Genomic DNA, 12,429 nt, shown 5'->3' on the forward strand with positions numbered 1-12,429 from the left:
TTACGGGGCGACCGGCTCGATGACGACGATCGGGATCTCGCGGTCCGTCTTGGACTGGTACTCGTCGTACGCGGGCCAGTGCTTGACCATCAGCGGCCAGTACGCGGCGCGTTCCTCGGCGGTCGCCGTGCGCGAGACACCCTGGAGGATCCGGGGGCCGACCTGGATCCGTACCTCGGGGTGCTCGGACAGGTTCTTGAACCAGAGCGGGTGGTCGGTGGCGCCGCCGTTGGACGCGACGATGAGGTAGCGGCCGTCGGCCTCGCCGTAGATGAGCGGGGTGCGCACCGGGTTGCCGGACTTGCGGCCGAGGGTGGTCAGCAGCAGGGTCTGGGTGTTGTTCCAGAACTGGCCTTCGGCGCCGTTCGTCTCGACGTACTTCCGCAGGTGGCCGAGCTGCCAGGTGCCGGGCTTCGGGTCGGTCGGGTTGTCCCAGTCGACGGTGGTCATACGGGGGTGCCTGCCTTCGCGTTGAACGATCAACAAACCTCGACGGCGGACACAACGCCCGGCGCCAAGGCGTTCATTCCGGGCGGGTGTGGGCCGGAAGGGTGAACTTCGCCCGGACCGGCCCGGCCCCGGACAGCCCTTAGGCTGCCGGCATGGGATTGGACATCACGGCCTTCGCCGTCGACTGGGACCGGCTCGGCCGGATGCGGGCCGAGGACCACGGGGACCTGCTGGAGCTGTTCTTCGACGAGGCCTACCCCGGCGAGGACTACCCGCACGCCGGCTGGGCGTGGCCGGAGCTGCCGGGCGAGCCCTGGTTCGTACGGTACGAGTTCCGCGACACCCTCGGTTCCTTCAAGGCGCACTTCTGGGCCGGGGAGCGCTGGGAGCGCGTCCGCGGCACCCCCGGGGTCGCAGGCGCCCCCGTCCGCGAGGCCCTGGACGCCTTCCTCTCGGGCCTGTACTGGCAGCCCCCGGAGGCCCCCGAAGAGGACGCCGATCCCGGAACGGCACCGCGCGGCCTGCTGCTGTCGGTCCCGCCCGCGCGGACGGCCGAGCTCGCGGCGCACTGGGACCGCACCGGGCCGCTGCTCCCGGGCCTGCGGGACCCCTTCGCCCGCCACGCGGCGGTCCCGGACGGCTGGATCCGTACCTTCGAGGAGTTCGAGAACCTGCTGCGGGAATGGGGCGAGCTCGTCGCGGGGGCCCACCGGCGGGGCTGGGGCCTGATCGGCTTCCCCGTCTGACCCCGCCTTCCGGCCGCGGCCGGGGCCTCGGCTCCCGCCCGTACGCCCCGGGGCCCGGGTCGCACCGACTGGAACCCGTCCTGGGGCTGGCCCGCCCCGGTACCCGCCAAGCCGGAGCAGCCTCCGGCGGATCATGGCGACGTAGGCTGTCGGGCATGCACAGCACGTTGACGGAACACGCCAGGTGTCTCTTCGGAGACGAGTACCGACCCGTGCCCCCGTGCGCGAAGGAGCACGACGAGCACTATTTCCTCGAGGAGCTGACCTTCGCCGACGCGGATTCGATCCTGGCCATGCTGCGGGAGCTGAGCCCGCACCTGGTCGACGGCAACCTGCCGGTGCGCGTACGGAACCTTGCATACCGGCTGGTGCTCCTGCAGCGACCGGACGAGCCGGCACTGATGCGGGAGGCGGCACAGAGCCTCTGGTACCACGGCCCGGACTGGGACGACATCGCGGAAGACCTGACCGGACGGGCCGACGCCCTGGAATCGAACCGGCTCACGACCTGAGCCGAAGCCGGCCGCTGCCGCGGTGCTGGTCTTCCTTTCGGGATCCGCGGCCCACGACCGGATGGAACGCCCCTGCGCAGGGCGGTCACACGGTCCGCCGGGCAGGACCCGGCTAGTCGGCCGAGCGGGTCCAGCCGGCGGCCTCGATGCGGGCGGCGTCGGCGGGGCGGTCCTCGGCGAAGAGCAGGCGGGCCGGTTCCGCGACCCGTACGACGTCCACGTAGACCCCCCGGCCGACGTAGCGGCCGGTCGCGGTGTGGCGAAAGCGCAGGCGGACCTCGCGGCCGGCCCAGGCGGCGAGCGGGGCTTCGAGGCGGTGCCAGATGCGGCCCGACCAGCCGTCGGCGGAGCCCCGCGGCCACTGCTCGGCGGTGCCTCCGGTGGAGCGCAGGGTGCTGAACGCCAGTGGTTCCCAGGTCTGCCCGTCGGCCGAGGCCTCCACGTGGAAGGCGCCCTCCCCGGGCACGGTGTCCCACCACACGGCGCAGCGCAGCCGGGCGCCGGAGGTGGCCGGGGTGAGCGGCGGGAGGGTGAGGGTGCCCGAGCCGCCCGGGGTGTTCCCGGAGAACCAGGCCGCGCCGCCGTGCCGGGTGCGGACCGGGACGGCGCGGGCGAAGCGGTTGCCGACGGCGACCCGGGGCGCGCTGCCGGCCCGCCAGGTCCGCACGGGGTGCACGGAGTTGCCGAGCAGGATCAGGAAGGAGTCGGTGGACGGGTCGAGCACCAGGGAGGTACCGGTGAAGCCCGTGTGCCCGGCGGAGTGCGGTGTGGCCATGGCGCCCATGTACCAGTGCTGGTAGAGCTCGAAGCCGAGGCCGTGGTCGTGGCCCGGGAACGCGGTGTTGTAGTCGGTGAACAGCAGCTCGACGGAGGCGGGGCGCAGGACGCGCTTGCCCGCGTACACCCCGCCGTCGAGCAGGGTGCGCGCGAGGACGGCCAGGTCCCAGGCGGTGCCGAAGATGCCGGCGTGGCCGGCGACCCCGCCGAGGGCGTGGGCGTTCTCGTCGTGCACCTCGCCCCAGACCAGCCCGCGGTCCAGGCCGGACCAGGGCGGGCGCTGGACCTCGGTGGCGGCGGTGACCCGGCGCCAGGAGAGCGGAGGGTTGTAACGAGTGCGCTGCATCCCGAGCGGAGCGGTGATCTCGTCATGGAGCAGGACGTCCAGAGTGCGGCCGGTGATCCGTTCCAGGAGCAGCTGTAGCGCGATGAGGTTCAGGTCGGAGTACCGGTAGACGGTCCCGGGAGTGTCCTGCGGACGCACCGACCACAGCAGCCGCAGTTGGCCCTCCCGCGTGGACTCCTGGTAGAAGGGCGCCCAGGAGCGCAGGCCCGAGGTGTGCGTGAGCAGCTGACGGACCGTGACCTGCTCCTTGCCTCCCCCGGTGAACTCCGGCAGGTACCGGTCCACCGGAGCCTCCAGCTCCAGTCGGCCCCGCTCCATCTGCTGCACGGCCAGCAGGGAGGTGAACAGCTTCGTCAGCGAGGCCAGGTCGAAGACGGTGTCCTCGGCCATCGGGATCCGCTCGGCGGCCGGGAACTCCCGTACCCGGTCGGTACGTCCGTCGTAGTCGGCGTAGCGGACCGCGTCGCCCATGGCCCGGTGCAGCGCGATGGTGCGGCCGCGCCCGGCGAGGACCACGGCCCCGGCGTAGTAAGGATGTTCGGGGGAGGGGCCGAGGAACCGCCGGGCCTCGTCCGCCACCCCTTCGAGATGCTTTTCCAGCAGCCCGGCCTGGCGCGCGGAACCGTAGCGCAGCCGCAGCCCCTGGAGGGCGCGCCGCTCGGCCGGGTTGCCGTGGGCGCCGGCCGGCCCGGGCAGCGCCGCCTGCAGGACCAGCACTCCGCCGAGGGCGAGCAGCCGCGCGCCCAGCCGCCTGCGGCTCAGCCCGCCGCCCGGGCCCCCGGCACCTCTTCCGCGGCCGCCCCCCTCGCCGCTCGTGCCACCACTGCCGACCGCCCCCGCGAGCTCGTCCATGACCGGCCCTCCCTTTTGCCGTCGCACCCTCTCGAAGTATCTGCCCGCCCGCCCCGCACCCCCCGCACCGACCGGCCCGCAAAGAATCTGACACAGCATCAGAAAATCTCTTCCCTCGGCCGCCGCCCTGCGGCATCCTCACGGCCATGGAGACGGAGCTGAGCAAGAAACTGGGAGTCGAGCACGCCATCTTCGGCTTCACGCCCTTCCCGGCGGTGGCCGCGGCCATCACCCGCGCGGGCGGCTTCGGCGTACTCGGCGCGGTCCGCTACACCGCCCCCGACGACCTCAGGCGCGACCTCGACTGGATGCAGGAACACACCGACGGCAAGCCCTACGGCCTCGATGTGGTCATGCCCGCCAAGAAGGCCGTCGACGGCATCAGCGAAGCGGACATCGAGGCGATGATTCCGGCGGGCCACCGGGAGTTCGTACGCGACACCCTCGCCAAGCACCACGTCCCCGAACTGGCCGAGGGCGAGGCCTCCGGCTGGCGCATCACCGGCTGGATGGAGCAGGTCGCCCGCAACCAGCTCGACGTCGCCTTCGACTACCCCGTCAAACTCCTCGCCAACGCCCTCGGTTCCCCGCCCGCCGATGTGATCGCGCGCGCCCACGACCACGGAGTCCTGGTCGCCGCACTCGCCGGCAGCGCCAAGCACGCCCGCCGGCATGCCGAGGCCGGCATCGACATCGTCGTCGCACAGGGCTACGAGGCCGGCGGCCACACCGGCGACATCGCCACCATGGTCCTGGTCCCGGAGATAGCCGAGGCCGTCGCCCCGCTCCCCGTCCTCGCCGCCGGCGGCATCGGCAGCGGCGAGCAGATCGCCGCCGGACTCGCCCTCGGCGCCCAGGGCGCCTGGCTCGGCTCCCTCTGGCTCACCACCACCGAGGCCGACCTTCACTCCCGCGCCCTCACCGAGAAGCTGCTGGCCGCCGGCTCCGGCGACACCGTCCGCTCGCGCGCCCTCACCGGCAAGCCCGCCCGCCAGCTGCGCACCGAGTGGACCGACGCCTGGGACGACCCCGACGGCCCGGGCGCGCTCCCCATGCCGCTGCAGGGCCTGCTCGTCGCCGAGGCCGTCTCCCGCATCCAGAAGTACGAGGTACAGCCGCTGCTCGGCACCCCCGTCGGGCAGATCGTCGGGCGGATGAACAGCGAACGCAGCGTCCAGGCCGTCTTCGACGAGCTCACCAGCGGCTTCGAGCGCGCCATCGACCGCATCAACCGCATCGCCGGCCGTGCCTGAGCACGCGGGACCGAGAGGAGCGCGCAGCATGACCGACCAGCAGCCCCGGCAGCCCGGAGAACCCGAGCAGCCCGGTCAGCCCCAGCAGCCCGGAGAACCCCAGCAGTCCGGTCAACCCCAGCAGCCCGGTCAGCCCCGGCAGTCCCGGCAGGCCGAGCAGCCGAAGGCGCCGCCCAACGGCTTCTGGGCCCAGGCGGCCGCCGACCCCGGCCGCACGGCCTTGGTCACCCCGCAGGGCGAGGAGTGGAGCGCGGGCCGGCTGCACGCCGAGGTCAACCGGCTCGTGCACGGCCTGCGCGCCGCCGGACTGGAGAAGGGCGACGTCTTCGCCGTGGTCCTCCCCAACGGCGTCGAGTTCTTCACCGCCTACCTGGCCGCCTCCCAGGCCGGCTTCTACCTGGTCCCGGTCAACCACCACCTCGTCGGCCCCGAGATCGCCTGGATCGTCTCCGACTCCGGCGCCAAGGTCCTCATCGCCCACGAGCGCTTCGCCGAAGCCGCCACCGCCGCGGCCGACGAGGCGGGCCTGCCCGCCAGCCACCGCTACGCCGTCGGAGCGGTCGCGGGATTCCGTCCGTACGCGGACCTCCTGGACGGGCAGCCCGGCACGCCTCCGGCGGACCGCACCCTCGGCTGGGTCATGAACTACACCTCCGGCACCACCGGCCGGCCGCGCGGCATCCGCCGCCCGCTGCCGGGGAAGCTCCCGGAGGAGACGTACCTGGGCGGCTTCCTCGGCATCTTCGGCATCCGCCCCTTCGACGACAACGTCCACCTCGTCTGCTCGCCGCTCTACCACACGGCGGTCCTGCAGTTCGCGGGCGCGTCGCTGCACATCGGGCACCCGCTGGTCCTCATGGACAAGTGGTCCCCGCAGGAGATGCTGCGCCTCATCGAGGACCACGCCTGCACCCACACCCACATGGTCCCGACGCAGTTCCACCGGCTCCTCGCCCTCCCGCAGGAGACGAGGGACGCCTACGACGTCTCCTCCATGCGGCACGCCATCCACGGCGCCGCGCCCTGCCCCGACCACGTCAAACGGGCGATGATTGACTGGTGGGGCCGGTGCGTCGAGGAGTACTACGCGGCCAGCGAGGGCGGCGGTGCCTTCGCGACCGCCGAGGACTGGCTGAAGAAGCCGGGAACCGTGGGCAGGGCCTGGCCCATCAGCGAGCTCGCCGTCTTCGACGACGACGGCAACCGGCTGGCGCCGGGCGAACTCGGGACCGTCTACATCAAGATGAACACCGGCGGCTTCAGCTACCACAAGGACGAGGGCAAGACGCGGAAGAACCGCATCGGGGACTTCTTCACCGTCGGGGACCTCGGCCTGATGGACGAAGAGGGCTACCTCTTCCTCCGGGACCGCAAGATCGACATGATCATCTCGGGCGGGGTCAACATCTACCCGGCCGAGATCGAGTCGGCCCTGCTCACCCACCCCGCCGTCGCGGACGCGGCCGCCTTCGGCATCCCGCACGCCGACTGGGGCGAGGAGGTCAAGGCCGTCATCGAGCCGGCCGAGGGCTTCGAGGCGGGCGACGCGCTGGCCGCCGAGATCCTGCACCACTGCGAACGGCAGCTGGCCGGCTACAAGCGCCCCAAGACGGTCGACTTCATCGAGACGATGCCGCGCGACCCGAACGGCAAGCTGTACAAGCGCCGGCTGCGCGACCCGTACTGGGAGGGCCACGAGCGCGCGATGTGAGCCGGCCCCGGCCGGCCGACGGGGGCTGCGGTGGGGTCATGCCGCGGAACACCCCCTCGGCCGGGCGGGGGATCAGTTCAGGACGGCGTGGCCCAGCGGGCCGCCCACGATCTGGCCCTCGCAGTTGACGTCCGCCGAGATGAAGTTGTCGGGGAAGACGTCGCATGCGTGGACTCCGCGTCGTCGGTCGCGGCGCCTGTGGGCGGCCGCGGTGGCTGGGACTGCGCGTACCGCCCGATCGGCGGCATCACCGGCATTCCATCCCCGATCCGGCCCCCGGGCCAGCCGGTGTTCGGCCCATGACAGGGGCGATCTCCGGCCCGCACCGCCCGCGAAGGGCTCCGCGGTGGCTCGCCACGCCCGGAGATTTCGTGAGAAAGGCCACGTCAGCGGCCTGAAGGCGGCGGCTGCTCCGCACCGGGCGGACACTTCTGGCAACTTGGCTGATATGAGTACGGCAACGCACAGAACCCCCCTGACCGACTGGACCGTCGTGGTCCCCGTGGTGGCGCTCATCGCGCTCCTCTTCAGCTGGGGACGCGATCTGTCCGGACTCGCGGTGGTGCTGGTCTCCCTCTGTCTCGGGGGCGCGGTCCTGGCGGCGGTCCACCACGCCGAGGTCGTCGCCCACCGCGTCGGCGAACCCTTCGGCTCCCTCGTCCTCGCCGTCGCCGTGACCGTCATCGAAGTGGCGCTGATCGTCACCCTGATGGCCGACGGGGGCGACAAGACCGCCTCCCTGGCCCGGGACACCGTCTTCGCCGCCGTCATGATCACCTGCAACGGCATCGTCGGCCTGTCGATCCTCGTCGGCGCCCTGCGCAACCGGGTCGCCGTCTTCAACGCCGAGGGATCCGGCGCCGCTCTCGCCACCGTCGCCACCCTGGCCGTCCTCAGCCTCGTGCTGCCCACCTTCACCACCTCGAAGCCCGGACCCGAGTTCTCCAGCGCCCAGCTGACCTTCGCCGCCTGCGCCTCGCTCGCCCTCTACGGCCTGTTCGTCGCGGTCCAGACGGTCCGCCACCGGGACTACTTCCTTCCCGTGGACACCAAGCGGCGCCGGGCCGAGGCGGCCCAGGCCGCCGCCGCGGCCGCCGCGGGCGAGGAGGACGAGCACGCCGCGCCGCCCACCTCCCGCGCCGCCCTGATCAGCCTCGGCCTGCTCCTGGTCGCCCTCGTCGCCGTCGTCGGGGACGCCAAGGCCGTCTCGCCGACCATCGAGCGGGGGGTCGCCAGCGCGGGACTGCCCAACGCCGTCGTCGGTGTGATCATCGCCCTGCTGGTGCTGGCCCCGGAGACCCTGGCCGCCGTACGCGCCGCACGCCGCGACCGGGTCCAGACCAGCCTCAACCTCGGCTACGGCTCCGCCATCGCCAGCATCGGCCTGACCATTCCGGCCATCGCGCTGGCCTCCGTATGGCTCTCCGGCCCCCTGTTGCTCGGCCTCGGCCCGGTCCACATGGTGCTGCTCGCGCTGACCGTGGTCGTCAGCGCCCTGACCATCGTGCCGGGGCGCGCCACCCTGCTCCAGGGCGGGGTGCACATCGTGCTGCTGGCCGCCTACCTGTTCCTCGCGGTCAGCCCCTGACCCGGCCCTTCACGCACCGCGGCCCCCGGGGCCAGGTGTCCCGGGGGCCGCGGTGATGGCGGGGCGTCAGCGCCGCTCGCGCGGCCACACCACCTTCAGCTTCGGCGAGGCGAGGATGTCCCGCTCGCAGAACCGCGAGGTCACCCAGCGCTCCTGCGAGAACAGCCGGGTCTGGTCGGCGTAGTACGGCGATTGCGGGTTCGCCGACTGGCTGTACGTCAGCAGCGTGCGCGCCACCGGGCAGCGGCCGCCGTCCCAGCCGACCGCTTGCATGTGGCTGGAGCCGTGCACGACCTCCGGGTAGCCCCCGGCGGCCGCGTTCCACGGCGCCTCGATCTTGTTCCACACGCCCAGGGCCTCGGTACCGCCGCCCACCGGGAGCTTCAGGCCGCCGCGCACCACGAACTGGTGCTCCCCGAGCGGGGCGTCCAGCGCGATCCCGGCCGCCTTCAGCTCGGTGACGGTGTCCGCGAGGGCCCGCCCGATCCCGGGCGCCGCCGGGTTCAGCGTGCGGGGCGTGCGCACCGGATCGGCCGGCGTGAACGGCACCAGCCACAGGTCCTTGGCCGGGGTGCCGGAGGTGAGCCTGCGCCAGAACCGGTCGAACAGCAGCGCACCCCGGCTGGCACTGTCGGCCGTACGGTCCCAGCCCGCCAGCACCGGGCAGGCCGCCGACACGTCCACCGCCCCGCCGTCGCTGCCGGTGGCGGCGCCGCCGGGCAGCGCCGCGCAGGCCTTCGCCGCATCGGCCGCGGCCAGGTCACCGGCCGGGACCCGGTTCGCGTACTGCTGCCTCTCCAGGTCGCCCACGGTCAGCCGGCCCCTCGCGGCCATCGCCGACACGTCCTCCAGCGCGCCGCGCGTGCGCAGCGAGCGCGGGGTGGTGCCCGTACCCCAGATCCGCTCGTAGCCGGTCAGCGGCCGCTCCGCATTGGCCAGCCAGGCACTGTCGTTGGAGTTCTCGGCGTACGGGGCGTCCCGCAGCGTCGGCGCCCGGCCGGGGCCGAACACTCCCGGCTGCACCGCGTCCGGGTCCGAGCCGAGTGCGCAGTCACCCCGCGAACCGTCGAGCACCGCCAGCCCCGACGAGGGGTACGTGGCCGCGCCGAGCGGGGTGGAACAGCGCGCGGCGACCTCGTCGGTGACCCGGGGGAGCACCTGGGACTGGGTGAAGAGCGTGCCGCCCGCGGAGTCCGCGGCGACCGTGTTGACCCAGGGCAGGCCCTGGGTGCGCTTGAGGGCGTCCTGGATCCCGGCGACCGAGCGGGCCCTGCCCATGGCGAGGGCGCTGTCCGACCCGCGCAGGTTCAGGGCGTTCGGGTCGTTGAGGGCGAAGGCCGTGGAAGCCGTCCAGGGCAGTGGCAGGCCCGGGCCGAGGCCGTTGACGACCGGCCCGTAGCGGGTCCACCACTGGGTGCGGACCACCGGGGCCCCGCCCGCGACCTGCACGCTCACCTTCCGCGGGGTCATCCGCTCCGGCTTGCCGTCGACCAGGTACGCGGTGGGGTCGGCCGGGTCGAGGGTTAGCTGGTGCAGGGTGACGGGGGTGCCCGTGGCGACGGTGTGGCTCCAGGCGACCTTGTCGTTGAATCCGATGTTCACCACCGTCGTGCCCAGCAGCGAGCCGCCCGAGACGTTCAGCTCCCCGGGTATGGTCTGCTGCGACTGCCAGAACCGGCGTCCGCCCTGCCAGGGGTAGTGCGGATTCCCCAGGAGCAGACCGCCGCCCGAGGCCGAGGTGGAACCGGCGAAGGCCACCGCGTTGGAACCCATGTCGTACCGGGTGGTGTCGAAGAACTGCCGTGCGGCCTCGGCGGCGGCCGCGGGATCGATGTCCGGCGCGGCGGTACGGGCGCTCGCGCCCGGAGGATGCGCCGCCGTGATGCCGTCGACGCCGCGCCCCTCGCCGCCGAGGACCGAGACCGCGAACCCGCGCGCGGCCACGTCGGTGGCGGTGACCGGGCGCACCCAGCCGGCGCCCTTGCAGGCCGGGTCGGTGATCTTGTTCTGGGCGAGCCAGGCGTTGTACCCGGCGGCCCAGCCCCTCATCAGGTCCCGGAGTTCCTTGCTGGGACCGGCAGGCGCGGGCGTGGCCAGCAGCTTCTCGACCGTGCCGGACTCCCGGACGCCCTTGAAGTACAGGTCGCTGGACAGGTTCCCGGCCGCCGAGGAGAGCGAGCCGTCGGGCGCCGCGTCGGGGCCGAACCAGCGCGAGCGCTCCCCGGAGACGGTCAGGAACCCGTCGGCCAGGACGCAGACCTGGTCGGCGGCCTGGGCCCAGCCGGTGCCGAAGCCGAGGTGCGCGTAGTCCTGGGCCAGGATGTGCGGGATGCCGTTCTCGGTGTACCGGATGACGGCGGACAGGCCGCCGCCGGACGGGCCGCGCTCCTCGGAGGCCGTGGCGGTGGCCTGCGGTATCGCGGCCGTGGCGGCCAGCAGCGCGGCGCCGGTGAGGGCGACGCGACGGAGGAGCGGGCGGGTGCGGAAATGCAACATACCTCCCAAGTAGCCTGCGGATGGGCCTACTTGCCCGTGAAACAGGCGGTGCTTCCCGTGCCCCCACACTCATGCAGGCGGCCCGACGGTCTGTCAACATCCCGTTTGGTATCGCGGTTGTTGACCTTGGGCGGGGGAGGGACGAGGATCGCGCCATGACGCCAGAGCGAGCAGACGCGGCGGTGCGGCGGAACACCGTCGACGGACTCCTGCGGGACAGCGCCCGCCGGGTCCCCGACCGGGTGGCCCTGCGCTACCGCGAGCGGATCTGGACCTACGCGCAACTCGACGAGGCGGTCACCACCGGCGCGGCCGTGCTGCGCCGGCGGTACGGGCTCGCGGACGGCGACCGGGTCGCGACCTTCGCCCACAACTGCGACGCCTACCTCCTGGCCTTCCTGGCCTGCGCCCGGGCCGGGCTCACCCACGTCCCGGTCAACCAGAACCTCACCGGCGAGGACCTCTCGTACATCCTGGAGAACTGCACGGCCGCACTCGTCCTCGCGGACCCGGACCTGGCGGGGCGGGTCCCGGACGGGCACCGCGTACGGGCGCTGCGCGACGCGCCGGACTCCTTCCTCGCCGAACTGGCCGAACCGCTCTCCTTCGAGCCGGACCGGACCGCCGACGCGGTCGTGCAACTGCTGTACACCTCCGGGACGACCGCTCTGCCCAAGGGCGCGATGATGACCCACCGGGCGCTGGCCCACGAGTACGAGAGCGCGATCGAGGCGCTGGACCTGTCCGAGACGGACCGGCCGGTGCACTCGCTGCCGCTGTACCACTCGGCGCAGATGCACGTCTTCCTGCTGCCGTACCTGGCGGTGGGCGCGCAGAACACCGTCCTGGACGCGCCGGTCGCGGAGGAGGTCTTCGACCTGGTGGAGGCGGGGCGGGCGGACAGCCTCTTCGCACCGCCCACGGTGTGGATCGGCCTGGCCAACCACCCGCAGTTCGGGGAACGCGAGCTGGGCGCCCTGCGCAAGGCGTACTACGGAGCCTCGATCATGCCGGTGCCCGTCCTGGAGCGGTTGCGGGCGCGGCTGCCCGGGCTCGGGTTCTACAACTGCTTCGGGCAGAGCGAGATCGGCCCGCTGGCCACCGTGCTGGGGCCGCAGGAACACGAGGGCCGGATGGACTCCTGCGGGCGGCCGGTGCGGCACGTCGAGGCGAAGGTGGTCGACGAGCACGGCGCCGAGGTCGCGGACGGGGAGGCGGGCGAGGTCGTCTACCGGTCGCCGCAGCTGTGCCTGGGCTACTGGAACGACCCCGAAGCGACGGCGCAGGCCTTCCGGGACGGCTGGTTCCGCTCCGGGGACCTCGCCGTGCGCGACGCGGAGGGCTACTTCACCGTGGTCGACCGGGTGAAGGACGTCATCAACTCGGGCGGGGTGCTGGTCGCCTCCCGGCAGGTGGAAGACGTCCTGTACACCCATCCGGGAGTGGCCGAGGCGGCCGTGGTCGGCCTGCCCGACGAGCGCTGGATCGAGGCGGTCACGGCGGTGGTGGTGCCGCGCGGGGAGGTGACGGAGGAGGAGCTGAGCGCCTACGCCCGGGAGCGGCTGGCGCACTTCAAGGCCCCCAAGCGGGTGCTGTTCGTGGACGCCCTGCCGCGCAACGCCAGCGGCAAGATCCTCAAGCGGGAGCTGAGGGACCGCTTCGGCCGGTAGGCGCGTGCGCCCGCGCCGATATGCGCGT

Annotated in this window: 9 protein-coding genes; 6 read left to right on the forward strand and 3 right to left on the reverse strand. The window is 73.0% G+C overall.

Annotation, left to right across the window (positions count from 1 at the left end; all coding sequences use genetic code 11):
- Complete coding sequence (locus tag ACZ4TG_RS17960) at window positions 1-450, reverse strand: nitroreductase family deazaflavin-dependent oxidoreductase (RefSeq protein ID WP_468163707.1); 450 nt, start codon at window positions 448-450, stop codon at window positions 1-3.
- A gap of 152 nt (window positions 451-602) precedes the next feature.
- Here ACZ4TG_RS17960 and ACZ4TG_RS17965 point away from each other — a divergent pair, with 152 nt between their 5' ends.
- Entirely contained in the window at window positions 603-1,196 is a 594-nt protein-coding gene (locus tag ACZ4TG_RS17965) for a hypothetical protein (protein WP_468163709.1), read from the forward strand.
- 155 nt (window positions 1,197-1,351) lie between these two features.
- Complete coding sequence (locus ACZ4TG_RS17970; protein ID WP_468163711.1) at window positions 1,352-1,708, forward strand: hypothetical protein; 357 nt, start codon at window positions 1,352-1,354, stop codon at window positions 1,706-1,708.
- Between the two features lie 112 nt (window positions 1,709-1,820).
- Here ACZ4TG_RS17970 and ACZ4TG_RS17975 read toward each other — a convergent pair whose 3' ends face one another.
- Window positions 1,821-3,683, reverse strand: a complete 1,863-nt coding sequence (locus tag ACZ4TG_RS17975; RefSeq protein ID WP_468163713.1) for a serine hydrolase domain-containing protein — start codon at window positions 3,681-3,683, stop codon at window positions 1,821-1,823.
- Between the two features lie 146 nt (window positions 3,684-3,829).
- Between ACZ4TG_RS17975 and ACZ4TG_RS17980 the strand changes: the two genes are divergently transcribed.
- The 3 genes from ACZ4TG_RS17980 (at window position 3,830) to ACZ4TG_RS17990 (ending at window position 8,235) form a co-directional block, all read left to right on the forward strand.
- Entirely contained in the window at window positions 3,830-4,936 is a 1,107-nt protein-coding gene (locus ACZ4TG_RS17980) for an NAD(P)H-dependent flavin oxidoreductase (protein WP_468163715.1), read from the forward strand.
- A gap of 28 nt (window positions 4,937-4,964) precedes the next feature.
- Window positions 4,965-6,647, forward strand: a complete 1,683-nt coding sequence (locus tag ACZ4TG_RS17985; protein ID WP_468163717.1) for an acyl-CoA synthetase — start codon at window positions 4,965-4,967, stop codon at window positions 6,645-6,647.
- Window positions 6,648-7,095: 448 nt separating this feature from the next.
- Window positions 7,096-8,235 carry a calcium:cation antiporter gene (locus tag ACZ4TG_RS17990; RefSeq protein ID WP_468163719.1) on the forward strand — a complete coding sequence of 380 codons (1,140 nt, stop codon included), beginning with the start codon at window positions 7,096-7,098 and terminating at the stop codon, window positions 8,233-8,235.
- Between the two features lie 66 nt (window positions 8,236-8,301).
- On the opposite strand, the gene ACZ4TG_RS17995 is transcribed toward ACZ4TG_RS17990, so the two are convergent.
- A complete protein-coding gene (locus tag ACZ4TG_RS17995; RefSeq protein ID WP_468163721.1) occupies window positions 8,302-10,731 on the reverse strand; it encodes a penicillin acylase family protein in 2,430 nt (809 codons plus the stop codon).
- A 155-nt stretch (window positions 10,732-10,886) separates the two neighbouring features.
- Here ACZ4TG_RS17995 and ACZ4TG_RS18000 point away from each other — a divergent pair, with 155 nt between their 5' ends.
- Window positions 10,887-12,401, forward strand: a complete 1,515-nt coding sequence (locus ACZ4TG_RS18000; protein ID WP_468163723.1) for a fatty acyl-CoA synthetase — start codon at window positions 10,887-10,889, stop codon at window positions 12,399-12,401.
- Window positions 12,402-12,429 lie beyond the last annotated feature (28 nt).

It is taken from the genome of Streptomyces sp. NPDC028314 (assembly GCF_055565795.1).

Bases quoted from the DNA above. Each gene is read 5' to 3' on its own strand.
- ACZ4TG_RS17960 (WP_468163707.1), bottom strand. From the start codon at position 450: ATGACCACCGTCGACTGGGACAACCCGACCGACCCGAAGCCCGGCACC.
- ACZ4TG_RS17965 (WP_468163709.1), top strand. From the start codon at position 603: ATGGGATTGGACATCACGGCCTTCGCCGTCGACTGGGACCGGCTCGGC.
- ACZ4TG_RS17970 (WP_468163711.1), top strand. From the start codon at position 1,352: ATGCACAGCACGTTGACGGAACACGCCAGGTGTCTCTTCGGAGACGAG.
- ACZ4TG_RS17975 (WP_468163713.1), bottom strand. From the start codon at position 3,683: ATGGACGAGCTCGCGGGGGCGGTCGGCAGTGGTGGCACGAGCGGCGAG.
- ACZ4TG_RS17980 (WP_468163715.1), top strand. From the start codon at position 3,830: ATGGAGACGGAGCTGAGCAAGAAACTGGGAGTCGAGCACGCCATCTTC.
- ACZ4TG_RS17985 (WP_468163717.1), top strand. From the start codon at position 4,965: ATGACCGACCAGCAGCCCCGGCAGCCCGGAGAACCCGAGCAGCCCGGT.
- ACZ4TG_RS17990 (WP_468163719.1), top strand. From the start codon at position 7,096: ATGAGTACGGCAACGCACAGAACCCCCCTGACCGACTGGACCGTCGTG.
- ACZ4TG_RS17995 (WP_468163721.1), bottom strand. From the start codon at position 10,731: ATGTTGCATTTCCGCACCCGCCCGCTCCTCCGTCGCGTCGCCCTCACC.
- ACZ4TG_RS18000 (WP_468163723.1), top strand. From the start codon at position 10,887: ATGACGCCAGAGCGAGCAGACGCGGCGGTGCGGCGGAACACCGTCGAC.